Annotated in this window: 20 protein-coding genes; 12 read left to right on the forward strand and 8 right to left on the reverse strand. The window is 68.0% G+C overall.

Annotated elements, in window-relative coordinates; translation table 11 throughout:
* Positions 1–7: 7 nt before the first annotated feature.
* The 3 genes from ACFK0J_RS17800 to ACFK0J_RS17810 are packed head-to-tail and all read right to left on the reverse strand — an operon-like array spanning position 8 to position 1,879.
* Positions 8–991 (reverse strand): zinc-binding dehydrogenase, encoded by a 984-nt coding sequence (locus tag ACFK0J_RS17800; protein ID WP_378741641.1) that lies wholly within the window; start codon positions 989–991, stop codon positions 8–10.
* Between the two features lie 16 nt (positions 992–1,007).
* Positions 1,008–1,430 carry an organic hydroperoxide resistance protein gene (locus ACFK0J_RS17805; RefSeq protein ID WP_378741643.1) on the reverse strand — a complete coding sequence of 141 codons (423 nt, stop codon included), beginning with the start codon at positions 1,428–1,430 and terminating at the stop codon, positions 1,008–1,010.
* A gap of 2 nt (positions 1,431–1,432) precedes the next feature.
* Positions 1,433–1,879 carry a MarR family winged helix-turn-helix transcriptional regulator gene (locus tag ACFK0J_RS17810; protein WP_378741645.1) on the reverse strand — a complete coding sequence of 149 codons (447 nt, stop codon included), beginning with the start codon at positions 1,877–1,879 and terminating at the stop codon, positions 1,433–1,435.
* Positions 1,880–2,132: 253 nt separating this feature from the next.
* Here ACFK0J_RS17810 and ACFK0J_RS17815 point away from each other — a divergent pair, with 253 nt between their 5' ends.
* Positions 2,133–2,927, forward strand: coding sequence for an SAM-dependent methyltransferase (locus tag ACFK0J_RS17815; RefSeq protein ID WP_378741647.1), 795 nt, complete (start codon positions 2,133–2,135; stop codon positions 2,925–2,927).
* On the opposite strand, the gene ACFK0J_RS17820 is transcribed toward ACFK0J_RS17815, so the two are convergent.
* The gene (locus ACFK0J_RS17820) at positions 2,924–3,706 is read right to left on the reverse strand and encodes an IclR family transcriptional regulator (RefSeq protein WP_378741650.1); all 783 of its coding nucleotides are present in this window, start codon (positions 3,704–3,706) and stop codon (positions 2,924–2,926) included. The genes ACFK0J_RS17815 and ACFK0J_RS17820 overlap by 4 nt on opposite strands.
* 87 nt (positions 3,707–3,793) lie before the next feature.
* Here ACFK0J_RS17820 and hutH point away from each other — a divergent pair, with 87 nt between their 5' ends.
* The 5 genes from hutH (at position 3,794) to hutI (ending at position 10,896) form a co-directional block, all read left to right on the forward strand.
* Entirely contained in the window at positions 3,794–5,341 is a 1,548-nt protein-coding gene (gene hutH, locus ACFK0J_RS17825) for a histidine ammonia-lyase (protein ID WP_378741652.1), read from the forward strand.
* A 160-nt stretch (positions 5,342–5,501) separates the two neighbouring features.
* The gene (gene hutU, locus ACFK0J_RS17830; RefSeq protein WP_378741654.1) at positions 5,502–7,154 is read left to right on the forward strand and encodes a urocanate hydratase; all 1,653 of its coding nucleotides are present in this window, start codon (positions 5,502–5,504) and stop codon (positions 7,152–7,154) included.
* Positions 7,155–7,191: 37 nt separating this feature from the next.
* Entirely contained in the window at positions 7,192–8,391 is a 1,200-nt protein-coding gene (locus ACFK0J_RS17835) for an allantoate amidohydrolase (RefSeq protein ID WP_378741657.1), read from the forward strand.
* Between the two features lie 55 nt (positions 8,392–8,446).
* On the forward strand, positions 8,447–9,751 hold the full coding sequence (locus ACFK0J_RS17840; RefSeq protein WP_378741659.1) for a formimidoylglutamate deiminase: 1,305 nt from the start codon (positions 8,447–8,449) through the stop codon (positions 9,749–9,751).
* A complete protein-coding gene (gene hutI / locus ACFK0J_RS17845) occupies positions 9,739–10,896 on the forward strand; it encodes an imidazolonepropionase (protein ID WP_378741661.1) in 1,158 nt (385 codons plus the stop codon). The genes ACFK0J_RS17840 and hutI overlap by 13 nt, the downstream gene beginning before the upstream one ends.
* 10 nt (positions 10,897–10,906) lie before the next feature.
* Here hutI and ACFK0J_RS17850 read toward each other — a convergent pair whose 3' ends face one another.
* Positions 10,907–12,028: a PQQ-dependent sugar dehydrogenase gene (locus ACFK0J_RS17850; RefSeq protein WP_378741663.1), complete on the reverse strand. Its 1,122-nt coding sequence runs from the start codon at positions 12,026–12,028 to the stop codon at positions 10,907–10,909.
* Between the two features lie 151 nt (positions 12,029–12,179).
* Between ACFK0J_RS17850 and ACFK0J_RS17855 the strand changes: the two genes are divergently transcribed.
* The 4 genes from ACFK0J_RS17855 to ACFK0J_RS17870 all read left to right on the forward strand — a co-directional run bounded on the left by ACFK0J_RS17855 (position 12,180) and on the right by ACFK0J_RS17870 (position 17,832).
* Positions 12,180–13,079 (forward strand): LysR substrate-binding domain-containing protein, encoded by a 900-nt coding sequence (locus ACFK0J_RS17855; protein ID WP_378741665.1) that lies wholly within the window; start codon positions 12,180–12,182, stop codon positions 13,077–13,079.
* A gap of 82 nt (positions 13,080–13,161) precedes the next feature.
* A complete protein-coding gene (locus ACFK0J_RS17860; RefSeq protein ID WP_378741668.1) occupies positions 13,162–13,749 on the forward strand; it encodes a TetR/AcrR family transcriptional regulator in 588 nt (195 codons plus the stop codon).
* An 8-nt stretch (positions 13,750–13,757) separates the two neighbouring features.
* On the forward strand, positions 13,758–15,260 hold the full coding sequence (locus ACFK0J_RS17865; RefSeq protein WP_378742887.1) for an FAD-dependent monooxygenase: 1,503 nt from the start codon (positions 13,758–13,760) through the stop codon (positions 15,258–15,260).
* A 520-nt stretch (positions 15,261–15,780) separates the two neighbouring features.
* A complete protein-coding gene (locus ACFK0J_RS17870) occupies positions 15,781–17,832 on the forward strand; it encodes a CocE/NonD family hydrolase (protein ID WP_378741670.1) in 2,052 nt (683 codons plus the stop codon).
* Between the two features lie 3 nt (positions 17,833–17,835).
* Here the strand turns inward: ACFK0J_RS17870 and ACFK0J_RS17875 are convergent, their stop codons facing one another.
* Together ACFK0J_RS17875 and ACFK0J_RS17880 are read right to left on the reverse strand one after the other, a co-directional pair.
* The gene (locus ACFK0J_RS17875) at positions 17,836–18,756 is read right to left on the reverse strand and encodes an LLM class F420-dependent oxidoreductase (RefSeq protein ID WP_378741672.1); all 921 of its coding nucleotides are present in this window, start codon (positions 18,754–18,756) and stop codon (positions 17,836–17,838) included.
* Positions 18,757–18,809: 53 nt separating this feature from the next.
* Positions 18,810–19,007, reverse strand: a complete 198-nt coding sequence (locus ACFK0J_RS17880; protein WP_378741674.1) for a hypothetical protein — start codon at positions 19,005–19,007, stop codon at positions 18,810–18,812.
* 103 nt (positions 19,008–19,110) lie between these two features.
* Here ACFK0J_RS17880 and ACFK0J_RS17885 point away from each other — a divergent pair, with 103 nt between their 5' ends.
* A complete protein-coding gene (locus ACFK0J_RS17885) occupies positions 19,111–20,013 on the forward strand; it encodes a dihydrodipicolinate synthase family protein (protein ID WP_378741676.1) in 903 nt (300 codons plus the stop codon).
* A 212-nt stretch (positions 20,014–20,225) separates the two neighbouring features.
* On the forward strand, positions 20,226–20,744 hold the full coding sequence (locus ACFK0J_RS17890) for a gluconokinase (protein ID WP_218477575.1): 519 nt from the start codon (positions 20,226–20,228) through the stop codon (positions 20,742–20,744).
* 108 nt (positions 20,745–20,852) lie between these two features.
* Here ACFK0J_RS17890 and ACFK0J_RS17895 read toward each other — a convergent pair whose 3' ends face one another.
* Complete coding sequence (locus ACFK0J_RS17895; RefSeq protein ID WP_378741679.1) at positions 20,853–21,416, reverse strand: DJ-1/PfpI/YhbO family deglycase/protease; 564 nt, start codon at positions 21,414–21,416, stop codon at positions 20,853–20,855.
* Between the last annotated feature and the right edge of the window lie 40 nt (positions 21,417–21,456).

Below are 21,456 nucleotides of genomic sequence, written 5' to 3' on the forward strand. Positions count from 1 at the left end.
CGGTGCCCTACGCCTTGGGTGCCAACGCGATCTTCGCGCTGCGGCCGGGACTTTCGGTGGCGACGGCCGCATCGGCCGCCGCTTCCAGCGGGTAGGTGGCTTCGACGTCGAGGCGCAGCACACCCTGGGCAGCCGCGGACACCAGTTCGCCGATCAGGCGCCCGCGATCCTCGGCGGAGGTCTCCTCGATGCGCTGGGAGCCCCAGAAGCCCTTGACGACAGTCTGTTTGAAGATGAGATCGCCGGGGCTCAGCGTCAGTGGCCGGCCGGACAGGGCGCCGAAGGAGATCAGCTGTCCCTTGGGTGCGAGCAACGCCATCGCATCGCTGGCCGCATGACCGCCCACCTGGTCGACGGCGCGCACGATCGGCGCGCCCGAGGTCGCGGCGACGGCCGCATCGCGCCAGCCCTCGGCCTCGGTATCGAAGACGGGTTCGAAGCCCGCCGCGCGCAGCGCGTCGACCGATTTCGGCCCACGCACCAGATTGAGGACGTTGATGCCGCGCTGCCGCGCGAGCACATTGACCAGCCTGCCGACCGCGCCATTGGCGGCATTGATCGCGATCCAGTCGCCGGCGGACACCTCTAGGTCCTCCAGCAGCATCAGCGCGCTGAGTGGCATGGCCAGCAGCTGGGCGGCGGTTTCATCGGACACCGAGTCCGGGACCGGCACCACCTGGGCCGCCTTGACGATGAAGTATTCGGCCCACACATTCTGCGCACCGGAGACCGTAACCCGTTGGCCGACAGTCACTCCGGTCACGCCGGGCCCGGTCGCGTCGATCCGGCCGACGGCCTCGGTGCCCGGAATCGCGGGCAGTGGCGGCTTGTAGCCGTATACGCCGCGCACAATGGCGAGGTCGTGATTGTGAATGGGCGCGAGGATCAGTTCCACCCGCACCTCACCTTCGCCGGGCTCAGGCACCGGCCGTTCCGCGGTGGTCAGTACATCCTTGGGTTCGCCGAAACTCTCGATGACTACGGCACGCATGCTTGTGCTCCTCCGATCAGTCTTCGGCGACGACAACGTCGACGTCGATATTGCCGCGGGTGGCGTTGGAGTACGGGCACACCTGGTGCGCCTTGTCGGCGAGGGCCTGCGCGTCCGCGCGGGACAGGTGCGGCAGCGACACCTCCAGGGTGACCGCGAGCGCGAAACCGCCCGCGTCGTTGGGGCCGATGCCGACCTTCGCGCCGACCGCCGAGTCATCGATATTGGCCTTGGCCTGTTTGCCGACCAGGCGCAGCGCGGAATGGAAGCAGGCCGCGTAGCCGGCCGCGAACAGCTGTTCGGGGTTGGTTCCCTCGCCGCTGCCGCCCATTTCCTTGGGTGCGGCCAGGTCGACGTCGACCTTTCCGTCGGTGCTGCGGGCGTGCCCGTTGCGGCCGTCGCCGGTCGCCAATGCTTCCGCGGTGTAGACGATCTGCATGGCTATTCTCCTTCGTTCGGTGGTGTCGAGAGTGCGGTGGTGAGCTTGCGCAGGGTTTCCCGCAGCGCCAGGAATTCGTCCACGGAAAGACCGCAGGCCGCGGCCATTTCGGCCGGGATACCGCGCGCCTCGGCGCGCAGGTCGCGCCCGCGTTCGGTGAGCTGGATTTCCACCCGACGTTCGTCGTCGGCGCAGCGTTGCCGCCGCACGAAGCCCGCCGCCTCCAGCCGCTTGAGCAGCGGTGACAGCGTGCCGGAGTCCAACGCGAGGGCGTGGCACACCTCGCCGACGCTACGCCCGTCCCGTTCCCACAGGGCAAGCATCACCAGGTACTGCGGATAGGTCAGCCCGAGCCGTTCCAGCTTCGGCCGGTAAACCGCGGTCATCGCCCGGGACGCCGCGTACAGCGGAAAGCAGAGCTGCTCATCGAGGGTGAGATGGTCGGTCATATCCCGAACTGTAGTCCACAACTATATTGTGCACAATATGTCTATCGGTGTTGCCGGTCACAGCCCGAACCGCACCCCGCCAGATGTACAGTGTCGGAGCCAACAGCGCTGGCGAGTAACGATCCGTGCGTTCGACGGAACGGTCGACTCGTGTCCTATCTGACTCTTCGGTGTTTATGTCCGAATTCACCGACGCGGGTCCCTGGACGCTTGTACAGTCAGCCGCACGTACCACCTCTCGAGGAGCCGCATCATGGTCCGCGAAAGCGATCGGCTGATCCGCACCGATGTACCCCATTCAGCACGAATCTGGAATTACTGGCTCGGTGGTCAGGATTATTACGAAGTCGATCGGATAGCCGGGGAGTCCGGGATTTCGGTGTATCCCGAAATCGGTACCATGGCACGGCAAACACGCAAGTTCCTGATCCGCGCCGTGCGCTACCTCGCGGCCGAGCAGGGTATCCGCCAGTTCCTCGATGTGGGCACCGGATTGCCCACCATGCAGAACACTCACGAGGTCGCGCAGGGCGTCGCGGCCGAATCCAAGATCGTCTACGTGGACAACGATCCGCTCGTTCTCGCGCACGCTCGCGCGTTGTTGGTCAATACCACCGACGAAGGCGTCACGGCACTCATCGAGGCCGATTTCCATGAGCCGGAGCAAATTGTTGCCGAGGCTCGCAACATTCTGAACTTCAGTCAGCCGATCGCCGTCTTGTTCATGGGCGTTCTCGGCCATGCGCGTACCTGGGACGACGTTCTCCGTATCACCGGCACGATGAAGAAAGCCATTCCGTCCGGTAGTTATTTCGCCATGTACGAAGGCACCACCGAGGACGCCCGGTTGGTCCGATTGTCGGACTATTACGCCAGGACCGGTGCGGTGCCGTACAACGTGCGCACGGTGGACCAGATCCGCGAAGTCTTCGCCGATCTCGAACTCGTGCCGCCCGGTGTGGTGGCGGTGAACCAGTGGCATCCCGACGAATCCGAGGACGCGAGCACGCCGTCCGCCGCGTGGGGTGGCGTCGGCCGCAAGGTTTAACTCGCCCGCCCGCCGATGCGCTGAGTGAGATCGTCGGCGGTGGTGCGGACTCGGGCGGCCAGCGGCGCCCAGTCGGCGGGACATGGGGTGGTCTCGCAGTGATGGCGCAAGGTGACGCTGATGGCCGCGATCGGGCGTTGGTTGTGATCGAAGACGGGGTAGGCGACCGAGGCGAAGCCCGGAGTGACATGACCGTCCTCGCAAGCCCAGCCGCGTCGCCGCTCGGCGGCCAGGATGGTGCGCAGCGCGGCAAGGGAGTTGGGCCCGCGGTCGGTGCGGCGGACGAACGAGGCCGCCGACGGAAAGAGCGCGCGGATCTGCGCCGCGGGCAGATACGCGAGGATCGCCCGGCCGCACGCGGTCAGGTGGGCGGGTAGCCGCACGCCGACCCCGGTGACCAGGGTTTCCGGCCGGACCGGGCGTTCCTTGATGAGGTACAGCAACTCGTTGCCGTGCAGCACGCCGAGATGCGCGTTGTGCCCGACCTCCTCGACCAACTCGCGCAGCAGCGGCCCCGCCAGCCGCTCGAGCGGATCGTGACGCAGGTACGCGGAGCCGAGTTCGAACGCGGCGATGCCGAGCCCGTAGCGGCGCTCGCTGGGTATGCGGGTGACGAACCGGGCCGCCTCCAACTCGCCGAGCAGGTGATAGGTGGTGGAGCGCGGTAGGTCCAACTCGCGCGCGATCGTCGAGGCGGAGATCGGCCCGGCCCGCCCCGCGAGCAGTTGCAGCACCGCCAAGCCGCGGCGCAACGCCGGGACGTCGCTGCTCGTTGCCATGCCATCTCCTCGGCGAGTCTTGGATATCAGACAGAATCGGACCGACCCTCATTCTCCACTGCCCGTCGCGACGGTGGAATGGACCCCATGCCGGAAACTGCACAGCTACCGACCGTGGCACTCGATGGACCGTTGACCGGGGAAAGTGTCGTCGCTGTCGCGCGGCTCGGCGCCAAGGTCGAGCTCAGCGAGGCCACGGAGGAACGGTTGGCCCAGGCGCGGGCGCACGTCGATGCGCTGGCCGCGGGGACGGTGCCGACCTACGGCGTCTCCACCGGGTTCGGCGCGCTGGCGACCCGGCACATTCCGCAGGAGAGCCGGGTCGCGCTGCAGCGCTCACTGATCCGTTCGCACGCGGCCGGGGCGGGTCGCGCGGTCGAACGAGAGGTGGTCCGCGCCCTGATGGTGCTGCGGTTGCGCACCCTGGCAACCGGGCACACCGGGATACGGCCGGAGACGGCCGCCACGCTCGCCGCCCTGATCAACGCCGATATCACCCCGGTCGTGCACGAGTACGGCTCGCTCGGTTGCTCCGGTGACCTCGCGCCACTGGCCGCGGTGGCGCTGGCATTGATGGGCGAAGGCGAGGTGATCGACGCCGACGGGATCGTGACGGACGCGGCAACGGCGTTGAGCGCCAATGGCATCAAGCCGGTCACGCTGGCCGAGAAGGAAGGGCTGGCACTGACCAACGGCACCGACGGCATGCTCGGCATGCTGGTGCTCGCGCTCGCCGATCTGCACATGCTGCTCGACGTCGCCGATATCACCGCGGCGATGAGCGTGGAGGCGCTGCTGGGCACCGATCGGGTGTTCGCCGCCGACCTGCAGGCATTGCGTCCGCATCCCGGCCAGGCCCGCTCGGCGGCGCGGATCGCCGCCGCCCTGGCCGATTCGGAGATCGTGGCCAGTCATCGTGGGCCGGACTGTAATCGGGTGCAGGACGCCTACTCGCTACGGTGTGCGCCGCAGGTGCACGGGGCGGCGCGGGATACCGTCGCGCACGCCGAACTGGTCGCCGACCGCGAATTGGCGTCCGCCATCGACAATCCGGTGGTGCTGGCGGACGGGCGACTGGAATCCAACGGCAACTTCCACGGTGCGCCGGTGGCCTATGTGCTCGACTTCCTGGCCATCCCGGTGGCCGATGTGGCCAGCATGGCCGAGCGCCGCACCGACCGGATGCTCGATGTCGCCCGCTCGCACGGGCTTCCGGCCTTCCTGGCCGCCGACCCCGGCGTCGACTCCGGGCACATGATCGCCCAGTACACCCAGGCCGCCGTGGTGAGCGAACTGAAGCGGCTGGCCGTGCCCGCGTCGGTGGACTCGATCCCGAGCAGCGCGATGCAGGAGGACCACGTCTCGATGGGCTGGTCCGCCGCCCGCAAACTGCGCACCGCGGTGGATGGCCTGACCACCGTGCTGGCCGTCGAATACCTCACGGCCGCACGCGCACTGGACTTCCGTGCGCCCTTGCGCCCGGCTCCGGCCACCGCCGCGGCCCGTGCGCTGCTGCGCGCCGAGGTCGACGGCCCTGGCCCCGACCGTCACCTCGCCCCGGAAATCGCGGCCGCCGAAGAACTCATCCGGTCCGGCGAACTCAGCCGCGCCGTCGCGCCGCACCTCGGCGGATGAGCCCACAGCGCCGCGCGGACCGGGACAGGGCCGCCCGCTCTGCTCGCGACGCGGGCGCGTCCAGTCCCGGCGCGGTGGCCGTGCGGGCGGCCAGGACGAGCGCTTGGCACGCTCCCGAGTTGATCGTTGGTCTGAATTTCGTTGGAACGGAGGCAGTCTCATGACTCGTTTGGTGCGGGCGGCGCGGGGAACGCAGCTTACTGCCAAGAATTGGCAGACCGAGGCCGCTATGCGAATGTTGCATAACAATCTCGATCCGGAAGTGGCCGAGCGGCCGCAGGATCTCGTGGTGTACGGCGGCACCGGAAAAGCGGCACGGAACTGGGCCAGCTTCGACGCGATCACGCGGTCGCTGACCACGTTGGAGACCGACGAGACGCTGCTGGTGCAGTCGGGCAAGCCGGTCGGCGTGTTCCGTACCCACGAGTGGGCGCCGCGGGTGCTGATCGCCAACTCGAATCTCGTTGGCGACTGGGCGAATTGGCCGGAGTTCCGCAGGCTGGAAGCGCTCGGGTTGACCATGTACGGGCAGATGACCGCGGGCTCGTGGATCTACATCGGCACCCAGGGCATCCTGCAGGGCACCTACGAGACGTTCGCGGCGGTGGCGGACAAGCGGTTCGGCGGAACGCTGGCGGGCACGCTCACTGTGACCGCGGGTCTGGGCGGGATGGGCGGCGCGCAGCCGTTGGCGGTCACCATGAACGGTGGTGTCGCGCTGGTGATCGAGTGCGACCCGGCCCGCGCGCAGCGCCGAGTGCAGGAACGCTACCTGGACGAGATCGCCACCGACCTCGACGACGCGGTGATCCGTGTCTCGAACGCACGCAGGCAGCGAAAGGCCCTGTCCGTCGGCCTGATCGGCAATGCCGCCGAGGTGCTGCCGCGACTCCTCGCGATCGGCCTCGATCCCGAGATCGTCACCGACCAGACCTCCGCGCACGACCCGCTGGCCTACCTGCCGCGCGGCGTCGCCGTCGAGGACTGGTCCGAATACGCGGCGAAGAAGCCGGACGAGTTCACCGAGCGGGCCCGCGAATCGATGGCCGAGCACGTCGGGGCCATGCTCGGCTTCCTCGACAAGGGCGCCGAGGTCTTCGACTACGGGAACTCGCTGCGCGGCGAGGCCGCCCTCGGCGGCTGTACTCGCGCCTTCGACTTCCCCGGTTTCGTCCCCGCCTACATCCGCCCGCTGTTCTGCGAGGGCAAGGGACCGTTCCGCTGGGCGGCGCTGTCCGGCGACCCGAAGGACATCGCGGCCACCGACCGCGCCATCGTCGACCTGTTCCCGAAGAACGAATCGCTGCGCCGCTGGATCCGGCTGGCCAGCGAACGTGTTGCCTTCCAAGGCCTTCCGGCCCGCATCTGCTGGCTCGGTTACGGTGAGCGGCAGCTGGCGGGACTGCGGTTCAACGAGATGGTGGCCAGCGGTGAACTCTCGGCGCCGGTGGTGATCGGCCGCGACCACCTCGACTCCGGCAGCGTCGCCTCGCCGTATCGGGAGACCGAGTCGATGGCCGACGGATCCGACGCCATCGCCGACTGGCCGCTGCTCAACGCGCTGCTCAACACCGCATCCGGGGCGACCTGGGTGTCCATCCATCACGGCGGTGGCGTCGGCATGGGCCGCTCCATCCACGCCGGGCAGGTCTGCGTGGCCGACGGCACCCCGTTGGCCGCCCAGAAGATCGAACGCGTGCTCACCAACGACCCCGGCACCGGCGTGATCCGGCACGTGGACGCGGGCTATGACCGCGCGAACACGGTGGCCGCCGCGCGCGGTGTGCGAATTCCCATGCACGAGGCGCCGTGAATCACCCACTCGGACACGGCACGACAGGAGCGACGCCATGGGCGTGAACCAGCTGATGGGCGAGATCGCCGGCGTCGGACGGGATTCCCGGCGCGGCGGGTATTCGCGGCACGTCTACGACTACGCCGACTTCGAGCTGCGGGACTGGTTCATCGATCGGGCGCTGGACAGCGGCCTGGATGTGAACACCGACCGTAACGGCAATATCTGGGCTTGGTGGGGAAGTCCAGGGGCCGATGCGGTCGTCACCGGCAGCCATCTCGATTCGGTGCCCGGCGGTGGCGCGTTCGATGGTCCGCTCGGTGTGGCCAGTGCGCTAGCGGCGGTGGAGATATTGCAGCGCAAGGGTTTTGCCCCGGCAAAGCCGCTCGCGCTGCTGGTGTTCGCGGAGGAGGAGGGCGGGCGGTTCGGCGTGCCCTGCCTCGGCTCCCGGCTGCTCACCGGCGCCATCGACGCTGATCGGGCCCGCGGCCTGCGCGACGTCGACGGGGTCACCCTGGCTGAGGCCGCCGTGAAGGCAGGGTACGACCCGAAGCGCTTCGGTGCCGATCCCGAAGCGCTCGCCCGGATCGGCTGTTTCGTGGAACTGCATGTGGAGCAGGGGCGCGGGCTGATCGAGCTGGACAGTCCGGTCGCCACCGGCAGCAGCATCATCGCGCACGGCCGATACCGGTTCTCCTTCTCCGGCCAGGGGAATCACGCGGGTGCCACCCGCCTCGCCGACCGGCACGATCCGATGGTCCCGGCCGCCGCGGTGGTGGCGGCCGCGCGCCGGGCCGCCGCCGCGATGTCCGATGCGCGGGCCACTGTCGGCAGACTGGTGCCCACGCCGGGCGGCACGAATGTCATTGCCTCCACGGTGGATTTGTGGCTCGACGCCCGGGTCTCGGGTACCGGTCGTACCGCGGCCCTGGTCGAGGACATCACCGAGGCGGCGCGCGCGGCCGCGGCGACGGAAGGGTGCCAGCTCACCGTCACGGAGGAGTCCTATTCGGACGACGTCGTTTTCGACGAATCACTCCGGCACCGGATGGACCAGGTGCTCGGTGGTGTGCCCGCGCTGCCCACCGGCGCCGGGCACGACGCGGGCATCCTGGCCGCACACGTCCCCTCCGGCATGCTCTACGTACGCAATCCGACCGGAATCAGCCACGCCCCCGAGGAATACGCCGAACCGGCCGACACCGAAACCGGCGCGCAGAGTCTCGCACGCGTGCTGGAGGAGCTGGCCGGATGAGCGAGCCAACCGTGACGCGGCAGGTGACCGATCCGGGTGTGAACGGGGTTCGGTCATGAACGTCTACTGGGCGGAATACGCGTGGCTGCCGGACGGTCTGGCCGCGGCGGTCACGATCGAGCTGGACGGTGCGACGATCCGCTCGGTGACCCCCGGCACCGAGCGAACGGGCACGGTGCTGCCCGGCCTGACGATTCCCGGTTTCGCCAACGCCCACTCGCATGCCTTCCACCGTGCGCTGCGCGGGCGCACCCAGCACGACAAGGGCACGTTCTGGACGTGGCGCGACCGCATGTACGACGTTGCCGCTCAACTGGATCCGGACTCTTACTACCGGCTGGCCCGGGCGGTGTACGCCGAGATGGTGTTGGCGGGCTATACCAGCGTCGGCGAGTTCCACTACCTGCACCACGCTCCCGGTGGTGCGCGGTATTCGGATCCGAACGCGATGAGCGCGGCACTCGCGGCCGCCGCCGAGGACGCAGGAATCCGCCTCACTCTGCTCGATACGTGTTATCTCGCAGGGGGATTCGGGGTCGAGTTGGGGGAGCATCAGCTCCGGTTCAGCGACGGCAACGCAGCCGCGTGGGCGGAACGCGCGGCCGCGTTCGCGCCGAAAGCGGAGCTGGTACGGACCGGTGTCGCCGCGCACTCGGTGCGTGCGGTGCCGGCAGCCGCGCTCTCGGTGGTCGCCGGTGCGGCGGACGGTCGGCCGGTGCACGTCCACGTGTCCGAGCAGCCCGCCGAGAACGACGATTGCCTTGCCGCGCACGGGCTTACGCCGACCGCGTTGCTGGCGGAAACCGGTCTGCTCGGGCCGCAAACGGTCGCCGTCCACGCCACCCACCTCACCAGTACCGACATCGGACTGCTCGCCGACAGCGGCAGCCGCGCCTGTTTCTGCCCCACCACCGAACGCGACCTCGGCGACGGCATCGGCCCGGCCCGCGCGCTGTCGGACGCGGGAATCGGCCTGTGCCTCGGCACCGACAGCCACGCGGTGATCGACGCCTTCGAGGAATGGCGCGCACTCGAACTGAACGACCGGCTGGCGAGCCGTGCCCGCGGCCGATTCACCCCGGCCGAGTTGTACCGCGCCGCCACCGATCACGCGTCCATCGGCTGGCCGGAGGCCGGTCGGATCGCGCCGAACGCCGCGGCCGACCTGGTCGGCATCGACCTCGATTCGATCCGTACCGCGGGCACGGCGCCCGCTGCCGCGCTGTTCGCGGCGACCGCGAGCGACGTGCACACGGTGCTGGTCGCGGGCCGCCCCGTCGTGTCCGAGCACCGCCACCTGCGGGTGGAACATCCGGAAACCGTATTGCGAGAGGAGATCGAGGCACTGTGTCGACCCTGATCACCGGCATCGGCGAACTCACGACCAATACCGAGGAAGGCCCGCTGCGGGACGCCGCGGTGGTGCTCGACGGTCAGCATTTCGGCTGGATCGGTCCGGCGTCCGCCGCCCCCTCGGCCGACGAGCGGATCGACCTCGGCGGCCGGGCCGCGCTGCCCGGTTGGGTCGACAGCCACACCCACCTCGTCTTCGCCGGTGACCGCACCGCCGAGTTCGAGGCCCGGATGGCGGGGCGGCCCTACCGCGCGGGCGGCATCGCCACCACCGTTGCCGCCACGAGAGCCGCATCGGACGACGAACTGTCGGTGAACCTGGCCCGGCATATCGCCGAGGCGCGCCGGCAGGGCACCACCTGCCTGGAGACGAAGACCGGCTATGGGCTCAGCGTCGCCGACGAACTGCGCGCGGCTCGGCTCGCCGCCGCTGCCGCGGATGAAGTGACGTTCCTCGGCGCGCACCTGGTCCCGCCCGATACCGATGCCGACGCGTACGTCGATCTGGTGTGCGGCGAGATGCTGGACGCGGTGGCGCCCTATGTGCGCTGGGCCGATGTCTTCTGCGAGACAGGCGCTTTCGACGAGAAGCAGTCCGATCGGGTGCTACGCGCCGCGCGCGACCGTGGACTCGGCCTGCGGGTGCACGGCAATCAATTGGGCGAAGGTCCCGGCGTGCAATTGGCGGTGCGCCACGGCGCGGCCAGCGTCGACCACTGCACCTACCTGACCGACGCCGATATCGAGGCCCTCGCCACCTCGGACACCGTCGCCACCGTGCTGCCCGCCTGCGACCTGTCCACAAGGCAGCGTCTCGCACCGGCCCGCGCGCTGCTGGACGCGGGTGCGACGGTCGCGTTGGCCACCAACGCCAACCCTGGCAGTTCGTACACGACGTCGATGGCCTTCTGCGTCGCCACCGCCGTTCTGCAGATGGGACTTTCGGTGTCCGAAGCGGTGCACGCCGCGACCGCGGGCGGCGCGCGGGCGCTGCGCCGCGACGATGTCGGCGTCGTCCGCGTCGGTGCCCGGGCGGATCTCCAGGTTTTGGACGCACCGTCGGTGACCCATTTGGCCTACCGCCCCGGCGTGCCGTTGACCTTCGCGGTGTGGCGGCTCGGTCGACCGGTCCTCGTCCCCGCGTTCGACTGACCGGGCGGGGTCAGCGCGCCGGGAAACGAAGGATGCGATCGTCGTTCGGGCCGGGGTCGCCGCGACCGTCGGTGTTGGAGGTGGTGAGCCACAGCGCGCCGTCCGGGGCCACCAGCACCGTGCGGAGCCGACCGTAGTCGCCGTGCAGTACATCTCGGGACCGGCCTACGGTGCCGTCGCGCAATGGGACGATCCATAGACGTTCGCCGCGTAGCGCGGCGACATACATCGTGTCGCCTGCGATCGCGATGCCGGACGGGGAGGCCTCGTCCGTCGTCCACGTGGTCAGGGGTTCGGTGTATCCCCGGTCGGTGCCGCCCATTCCTTCGACGGCGGGCCAGCCGTAGTTGCGGCCCGGCTCGATGAGATTGACCTCGTCGAACCGGTTCTGCCCGAATTCCGCCGCGAACAGCCGTCCGGCACGATCCCACGCGAGTCCTTGCACATTGCGATGCCCGAGGCTGTATACCGGCGACCCCGGTGTCGGATTGCCTTGTGCCGGGCGGCCTTCCGGGGTCAACCGGAGGATCTTCCCATTCGGGCTCGCCGGATCCTGGGACAGCGAACTCTGTCCCGCATCGCCGGTCCCGACATACAACATGCCGTCCGGCCCGAACGCGATCCGTCCGCCATTGTGATTGCCTGCCTTGTCGATTCCGTCGAAGACCACCTCCGGCTGGCCGTCCAGTCGGAATCGCACGATCCGATTGTCGTCCTCGGCGGTGAAGTACGCGTACACGTAAGGGTTTTCGACATAGCGCGGCGACAATGCCAAGCCGAGCAGCCCGCCTTCCCCGCGCGCGACGACTCCGGGCACCTGGTACGCCTGTTCCGGCGGCTGCCCCGGTCTGATCCGCAGAATCCGGCCGCTGTCCCGTTCCGCGACCAACGCGTCGCCGCTCGGCAGCAAGACCAGCCCCCAGGGAACCTCTATGCCACCGGCGATCACCTCGGCCGTGCCGAGATCCGGCACACCGACCGGGTTGCTCGGCGCGGTGCTGTGCACCGTCCCGGGGGTGGGTTCGGGTTCGGGTTCTTTGTCGCACGCCGAAACCGTGCCGACGACCAGTAATGCGATGATCGCACCACGAACAATTCGACCACGCGCTGACCTGACACTCGCTTTACTCACCCGTGCACCTCCGACGACTTTCTGTGTGGACGGCGAGTCGTCCATTGTGTCCCAGCGTGGCGCGCGGCGCGCGGGGATGACGCCGCATCGGTTGGCCGTGCGACACGGGCGGTAGCCTGACCCAGTCCTGTCCCCGAACCCCGCTGAGGTCATGGAACTTCGTCAACTGAGATATTTCGTCGCGGTGGCCGAAGAACTACATTTCGGCCGGGCGGCGGAGCGGCTGATGATCGTGCAATCGTCAGTCAGCCAACAGCTCGGCCGGCTCGAACGCGAGCTCGGCGTGGTTCTGCTGGAACGGTCGCCGCGCAGCGTCCGGCTCACCGAGGCCGGTGCGGCGTTTCTGCCCGCCGCGAAGAAGGTGCTCGCCGCCGAGCGGCGCGCCCGGACCAGTGTTGCCGAGTACCTCACCCCACCGACCGTGTTGCGGATCGGGACCAGCCGAGGCATGGGCGAGCGGCTGGAGCGCTTGCTCGCCGCACTGAAGCAGCGGGCACCCGGCGTGCGGGTGGAATTGACGTCGGCCGCACTGGGGCAGCGGTTGCGTAAGGTCTCCGAGCACGAGTGGGACGCGGCTTTTCTCCGCGGTGAGGTGGCGGCGCCCGAGGGCATCGAGCAGATCCCGGTGTGGCACGACGAACTCGTTGTCGCCCTGCCCGCGGACCATCCCTCGGCCACCGAGCGATGTGTCGACCTCGCCCAGCTCGCTGAACTTCCGCTCTATCTGACCAACCGGCAGAACAACGCGCTGCTGGATGATCTCGTGCTGACCGCCTGTAGCAATGCGGGATTCGAACCGGTGCTGGGACCCGAACAGGTTTCGATCCAGGACACCCTCGCCGCACTCGGTGCCGGTGCCGCGGGTTGGACGGTCTTGTACGCGCCGCACGCCCGGCTGCTGCACAGCAGCCGGGTTGCCTTCCTGCCGGTCTGCACGCCGGGTGTGCTCGCGCTGCCCACGGTGCTGGCGGTGCGCTCCAGCGCGCTGGAGCGCATGCAGCCGCTGCTGGAGGCATGCCGGGATGTCGCACGCGGCGATCAAGCCCCGTGATTCGGTGGTCGGCCTTGCGTCGACTGGCCGCCTTTCGCTATCCTTGAAGTGAACGAAACAGTACCGTTCACTTGGAGGACGTGTGGTCAGGGGTGCAGAGCGTGAGCAGGCGATACTCGCTGCCACGATCCAGCTGCTCGGTGAGATCGGTTATGCGGCAATGACAATGGACGCTGTCGCGGCAAGGGCGCAGGCCAGCAAGGCCACCATCTACCGGCGGTGGCCCGGCAAGCCCGCGCTGGTGAAGGCGGCCATGGATGCCCACGACGCCGCGTACGTCGCGGCGATTCCGGACACCGGGACGGTGCGCGGCGATCTGCTCGCTGCCCTCACCGCGCTGTGCGAGCAGGTCGATGATCGCTACGTGACCATGCTGACGGGGCTCATGCACGCCATGCGGGTCGACCCCGAACTCGGGGAAGCGCTGCGCGCGCACGTGGCAAACCAGGATCTGGGCCCGTTTGCGACCATTGTGGACCGCGCCGTGGCGCGCGGGGAGCTGCCGGACGACACGGCAACCGAACTGGCCCATCAGGTGTCGGAGGGGCAGATCATGCGACGGATGTTTCTCGGCGAACCCCTCGATCAGCGGTTCCTCGCCGAATTGGTCGACGAACTGCTCATTCCGATCCTTACCCGAACCTTCCCGGAGAAAGCGGGGGCGCGATGATCGCGGAGTTGCCGGTGCTGATCGTGGGCGCCGGACCGACCGGGCTGACGCTCGCCTGCGATCTGGTCCGGCGTGGTATCGACTGCCTGGTGGTGGACAAGTCATCGCGACTGTTCGCCGGTTCGCGCGGAAAAGGTTTGCAGCCGCGGACTTTGGAGATTTTCGACGACCTCGGCCTGATCGACGCCGTGCTCGAGGCCGGGGCGCCGTTCCCGTCGTTCCGGATGTACGACGGCATGCGGGTGCGGTGGACGCGCACGGTGTACGACATGGTGGGGGCTCCGGCGCCCGAACGTGGGCACGGTGTGCCCTATCCGAACGTTTGGCTGCTCCCGCAGTGGCGCACCGATCAACTGCTCCGTGACCGGCTGCTCGAATTGGGCGGCCGGATCGAATTGGGCACGGAGCTGGTCGATTTCGTCCAGGACGACACTGCTGTCACCGCGACCTTGCGGCGCGACGGCGCGCTGGAGCGAGTGCGGGCGCGGTATCTGGTCGGCGCGGACGGCGGTCGCAGTTTCGTGCGCAAGGCACTCGGTGTCGGCTTCGCGGGGGAAACCTTCGAGACCGAGCGGACGTTGATCGGCGACGTCCGCGCGACGGGACTGACCGGGACCCACTGTCACATTCTGACGACCGGCGATGTGACGGAACGCTTTTCGCTGTGGTCGATGCCCGGGACCGACTACTACCAGTTCGTCGCGTCGGTGGCCGTCGACGAGGTACCCGAGCTGACACTGGAATCCGTTCAGAAGATCCTCGACGAAAGGTCCGGCCGGTCGGACATCCAGTTGTCCGACCTGAATTGGATCTCGCTGTACCGGGTGAATGTTCGCATGGTGGACCGGTTTCGGGTCGGCCGGGTGTCCCTGGCAGGCGACGCCGCGCACGTGCATTCCTCGGCCAGTGGGCAGGGGCTCAACACCAGCATTCAGGACGCCTACAACCTGGGCTGGAAATTGGCCGCCGTGTTGTCGGGAGCCGCCGACGGCCTGCTGGACACCTACGAGGCCGAGCGGGCCCCGGTGGCCGCGGATGTGCTCGGCGTGTCGACGCGCCTTCACCACCGCAACTTTCGGGATGTGGAGCCCGAGCAGGAAAGCCCGGACATCTTCCAGCTGAAGCTGAACTACCGTGGCGGACCATTGGCCGTGGACGCCCGCGAGACACCGCGCGGGGTGCGGGCCGGAGACCGCGCGCCGGATGCCCAGCACGGTGCGGCCCGCTTGTTCGATCTGTTCCGTGGTGTCCACTTCACGCTGCTCGGATTCGGCACCGATACGGCCGCTGCGGTCGCCGAAGTTGTTCGCGCACAGGGGGCCAAGGTCCGCGCCCAGATCATCGCACCCGGCGCGGCGGCAGCGACCGCCGATACCCTCGGTGCGGCCTTCCGCAACTACGACCTCGCCCCTACCGAGCCGGGCACGCTCGTCTTGGTCCGCCCCGACGGATACATCGGCGTCATCGCAACCGGCCCCGCTCCCATCCAGGCGTACCTCGCCACCATGTGAACCACAAACCCGATCTCGCAGAGCCTCCATACGTTTCACCGAGCCTCTAACCCCTGTGAACCGTATGAACCACCTGGGCTCCCAACAACCGACATCGTCGCCCCCCGAAATCTCCCGCGACGCAACCACAGCCAGTCGACCACGCTGAAACTTCCATCTCTGCCGACAAGTTGCTGCAGAGACAGCGGGGTACGGCCACGACGTGCCCAGCACTGCCAGGGAACCCCTTGGTAAGCAAACCTTGGAGGAACCTCCGGTAGGCGGACCTACCCGTCAGGCCGAATGCTGCCCGTGGGATGACTTGCCGAGCTACGCGCGGTGGCTCGCAAGGCGGCCATACTTAAATCAAACCGGTCGGTATCCCCACCCCGAAATCGGGCAAATGCGATATACCGCAACCGGATAGACGGCGACAAACCGACCGGGCCGTACCTCCCGGCGAATAGCGAACTGATTGCTATGTTGTCACTTCAATACTGCGGAGAGCAATCAATGTGCGGCACATCGGTCGAGGAGAAGGATGCTTTCGGGGCAGCAAGTGGCACAACGGTTTGTCCGCGCCGCTCGATTGGCGACCGTGCTGGCAATCGTTGTGGTTGGCGGCGGATTTGCGGTCGGTACCGCGGCGGCCGAACCGGACGGCGCCGTTCGCAGCGAGCGATGGACGGCACTGCACGACGGCCCGCCGCAGTATGCCGACGTACACATCGACTGGGACGTTCCGATCCAGATGAGCGACGGCGTCGTCCTGAAGGCCAACGTGTACCGGCCGGTAGACGCGGCGGGGGCGGTGGAACAGCGGCCGCTGCCCACCATCGTGAACCTCACGCCGTACACCAAACTGTTGTCGAACCTGGTCGATTCGGCGTTGGCGGTGCCCGGTTTGCAGCCGCTCGCGCTGGACTTGGTCCGTCGGGTCAACCTGTCCGGGACGCCGATCAGCGGCTTCGAGGATCTGCTGCACGCGATCGACGGCGGCACCCTGCAAACCGTTATCGGCATCGACCGCAACCTGATTCGCAGCGGATACACGCTCGTCGTCGCGGACGTGCGCGGCACCGGATTCTCCCAAGGCACCTGGAACACCCTCGGCGCGCGGGAACAGCTGGACACCCGTGAAATGATCGACTGGGCCGCGGCCCAGCCGTGGTCCACCGGCAAGATCGGCATGAGCGGCGGCTCCTACGCGGGCATCACCCAGCTGCGCGCCGCCGAAAACGCGCCGCCCGCATTGAAAGCCATCTTTCCGGTCGAACCGGGTAGCGACCTCATGCGCGATGTCGTCGCGCCGGGCGGCGGTATCGGCACCACCTTCCTGCCGCTCTGGTTGAGCAACGTGAACCAGACGAAGCTGATCCCCGACGTGCGGTCGATGCTCAACGGCACCTTCGACTGGCGGTGGCTCAGCGATCGCATGGCCGACCCGTCCACCAACTACGACCTGCTGGTTCAAGCGTTGCTCACGCCGTCGCTCAACGACATCCCGCCGTCGCTGGCCGCCGCACTAGACCACGAAAGCGACTTCCGCCAAGGGATTCTCGGGCATCCGGAACGAATTACCGTGCCCACCTTCGTCTATGGCGGCTGGCACGACATCTTCGCCAACAGCGCCACGAAGGTGTACAACGCGATCCCGTTGCCCGCCAACAAGAAGCAGCTGGTCGTCGGCGACACCTATCACGCCAATCCCGGTGCGGGCATGGGCGGGCCCGGCGCCCCACCGCGGCTGGAGGTATTGCAGCGGGTGTGGTTCGACAAGTGGCTCAAGGACATCGATCACGGCATCGACGGATTCGGGCCGGTGACCGTCTGGGAACAGGGTGGCGGCTGGATCACGCTCGCTCAGTTCCCACAGGCGGGCACCGAACATCGGCGCGTCTATCTTTCCGCGGCGCCCAGCGGGACGGCCGAGAGCGTGCACGACGGATCACTGTCCGCGACAAAGCCGGACGAGCACCGGACGCTGACGGTGGCGCCCGGACTCACCACCCTGTGTTCGCGCGACACCGCCCAGGGCGCCGCCGGTATCCCCGCGATATTGGATATGTGCGCCAAAGACTCTCGGATCGCCGAACGCAACGGGCTGACCTTCACCAGCCCGCCGGTCACCGAACGCACGGTCATCTCCGGCCCGATCAACGTGCACCTCAACGCCGTGCACGACGCGACCGACGGCTACTGGGCGGTCACCGTGAACGACGTTGCGCCGGACGGCACTTCGACCGTGCTGAGTACCGGTCAGCTCACCGCCTCGATGCGCGCCGTCGACGAGGCGAAGAGCACCCGTTCCGCCAACGGCGACTACACCGCCCCGTACAACCCGATCACCCTGGACAGCCTGCTGCCCGTGGTCCCCGGCGAGCCCGTCGCGCTGGACATCGCCGTCATCCCGGTCCAGGCCGCGCTCCAGCCGGGACATCGACTACGCGTCGACGTCTTCGCCGGAAATTCGCCCAAGGCTCTGGCCTTCCGCCCGCTGCTGAACAACACCGCGCTCAAACCGCAGTCGTTGCGGCTGGATCCGGCGCAGCCGAGCTTCGTGAACCTGCCGACCAGCAGGCCGCTCGGCTGAGCGTCAGAGCTGCGCCTGCACCTGGCTGGAGATCAACTCCAGGTGGTCGAGATCCGTCAGATCCAGTATCTGCAGGTAGATCCGCTGAGCACCGATCTCGGCGTACCGGCCGATCTTGTCCACCACCTCGGCGGGCGATCCGGCGAGGCCGTTGGCCTTCAACTCGTCCACCTCACGCCCGATCGCCGCGGCCCGCCGCGCCACCTCGGCGTCGTCGGCGCCGACACAGGCGACGAGGGCGTTCGAGTAGGTCAGGTCGTCCGCCTTGCGGCCACGCGCCTCGGCCGCCGCGCGGACCCGGCCGAACTGGGCGGCGCTGTCCTCGATCGAGGAGAACGGCATATTGAACTCGGTCGCGTACTGGGCGGCCAGCCGCGGCGTGCGGGTGGCGCCGTGGCCGCCGATCAACACCGGCACCGGGTTCTGCACCGGCTTCGGCAGGGCGGGGGAGTTGGTCAGCTGATAGTGCTTGCCGGCGAAGTCGAACGTGTCGCCCGGCTTGGTCGCCCACAGCCCGGTGATGATCGCGAGCTGCTCCTCGAACCGCGCGAACTTGTCCGCGGGGAACGGGATGCCGTAGGCGGAGTGTTCCTCGGGGAACCAGCCACTGCCGAGGCCGAGTTCCACCCGGCCGCCCGACATCTGATCGACCTGCGCGACCTGGATCGCCAGCGGGCCGGGCAGCCGGAAGGTGGCGGCCGTGACGAGCGTGCCAAGGCGGATCCGCTTGGTCTCCCTGGCCAGCCCCGCGAGGGTGATCCACGCGTCGGTGGGGCCGGGCAAGCCGTCCGCGTCGCCCATCGCCAGATAATGATCGGACCGGAAGAACGCGTCGAATCCCAGGTCCTCCGTGGCCTTGGCAACGGTCAGCAGCGTGTCATAGCTCGCACCCTGCTGCGGTTCGGTGAAGATGCGCAATTCCATGATCACCATCGTGCCCGAGGACGCCCCCACCCCGTCCGCCCGGGGTGCGTGGGTCAGCGCACGTCGATCACGATCACCGCTACATTGTCCGTGCCGCCCGCCGCCACGGCGAGGTCGATGAGTCGTGCCACCGCCGACTCTGGATCCGGTGCGGCGGACGCGTCGGCGATGTCGGACTCTGCGACATCGTTGTAGAGACCATCGGTGCTGACGATCAGGCGGTCACCTGGTTCGCAGTCGACCGCGACCACATCGGGCGTGATGTCCGCATGACTCCAGCATCAGCCTTTCCCGGCGGACAAGGTCAAGAGGTGGGTGCTCGAGGAATGATCGGGGTTGAGGAACGGAGATTCGATGAGTGGGTCCATTGCGGGGGTTGTGGCGTATCCGGTTACGCCGTTCAGTGGGGAGACGGGGAAGGTGGCGGAGGGGGTGTTGCGGGGGCTGGTGGAGCGGCTGGTCCAGGCGGGGGTTTCCGCTGTTGCGCCGCTCGGAAGTGCTGGGGAGAGTGCGTATCTGGATGATCAGGAGTGGGCGGCTGTGGCGTCGATCTGTTTGGAGCAGGTCGATGGGCGGGTGCCGACGGTGGTGGGGGTGTCGGAGGTGAGTACGGCGGGGACTATTGCTCGGGCGAAGTTGGCCGAACGGCTCGGGGCTTCGGCGCTCATGATGTTGCCGGTGGCGTATTGGCGGTTGACCGAACGCGAACTGCGCGGGTACTTCGCGGCGGTTGCCGATGCGGTGCAACTGCCGATCATGGCGTACAACAATCCCGGCACCAGTGGGATCGACATGCCGCCGGAGTTTCTTGTCGATCTCGTTGCGGGCGTGGACAACATCACCATGGTGAAGGAGTCGAGTGGCGATATCGCGCGGATGCGGCGGATCGCGGAACTCGGCGGTGGGGATGTGCCGTTCTTCAACGGCAGCAATCGGCATGCGCCACAAGCTTTCGAGGCGGGGGCGTCCGGATGGTGCACGGCCGCACCGTGTCTGGTACCGGAGCACATCGTGGAAGTGTGGCGGTTGCTGACGGCAGGCGAAACCGACTCGGCTGCGGCACTTTTCGAGAGACTGGAGCCGCTGCTGGACGCGCTCGTCAGCGGTGGTCTCCCGAGGACCATCAAAGCAGGACTGCGCTCCCTCGGCGTGGAAGCGGGCAACCCTCGACCCCCACTCCTCCCGGTGGATACCGACACACACCGCGCGATCGCCGAGTTCGTCGCATCCGTCCGCGAATGGCGAGCAACGCAGTAGCCGTGCACACCCGCTGTCGCACCCGCACACCCGATATACGGGACGTGCGGCTGACATAGAGGGTGTGCGCTCGGACTGACTACCGGGTCGTCCCTCGGGGAGCTTCCCGCGATGCACCGAGCGCCGAGCCAATGGACCGCCCGGCCCGATATCGTCGAACCGAACGTGCCCAACTGCCGATGGTCGGCGGGATCAGAGCGAGAGGTGTCGACATGCCGGACCGAGCCCTGCCGATCGTGGTGGTGATGGGGGTGTCGGGGTCCGGCAAGTCGACGGTGGGCGCGCGGCTCGCCGTCGATCTCGGGGTCGAATACGCCGAGGGGGACGACTTCCACCCCGAAGCGAACGTCGAAAAGATGGCGGCGGGTATTCCACTGGACGACGCGGACCGGGCACCCTGGCTCGACGCGGTGGCGGCCTGGATGGCGGAACGGTCCGGACAGGGCGGCGTGGTCAGCTGTTCGGCGCTGAAACGCGCCTACCGCGACCGCCTGCGGGCCGCCGTGCCCGACGCGTTCTTCCTGCACCTCGCCGCCCCGCGAGACGAGCTCGCACACCGGCTCGCCAGTCGCCGTGACCATTTCATGCCGCTGAGTCTGCTCGACTCACAGCTGGCAGCCCTGGAACCATTGTCCGGCGACGAGCGCGGCGAAACCGTCGACGCGACCCGCGACCCAGACGCGCTGGCCCGCGAAACGTCGGCGGCTTTGCGCGCGGCCACCGATCTGTGAAGTCGCGACCGCCACCGTGACTCGCGACCTAGACGCGCTGGCTCCCGAAACGTCAGCTGCCAAGCCGGAGGTGCTGGCAGACGAAAACGTCGGCGTGCGCCCGCGGATCTACGACGCCGCGACGAGTTCCTCGGTGATCGCCCCACAGAAATCCGCCAAATCACCGGGATTGCGTGAGGTGATCAGCGTCCAACCGTTCTCCGTCGAACGCACCACCGGCTCGTCGACCCACTTGCCGCCCGCGTTGCTCACATCGGTGCGCAGCGAGAAGTACGACGTCAACGTCTTCGACGGCGTGAGCTCCGCCTCGACCAGCAACCACGGTCCGTGGCAGATCGCGGCGATCGGCTTGCCCGCCGCGGCGAATCCCTTGGCCAGTTCCAGGGCGCGATCTTCGACGCGCAGCTTGTCCGCGTTCACCGTGCCACCGGGCACCACCAGCACGTCGTAGTCGTCGACTTTCACGTCATCGAGCGACGTGTCCGGCCGCACCGCGACGTCCTTGTCGGTGTCGTGCTGGAAAGTCTGCACCTGCTCGGTATCGGGTGCCGCGTGCACCACCGTGGCGCCCTTGTCCTTGAGCTCGTTCAACGGAACCAGCAGCTCATCGCGCTCCACACCCGTGTTCGAGGTGATGATCAGTACGCGCGTCCCATTCAGCTTCTCCGGCATGTGCCGACAACTCCTTCCATCATTCGTCCCAGGAGTAGGC

The organism is Nocardia brasiliensis (assembly GCF_042691675.1).
Taxonomy (GTDB): Bacteria; Actinomycetota; Actinomycetes; order Mycobacteriales; family Mycobacteriaceae; genus Nocardia; species Nocardia brasiliensis_D.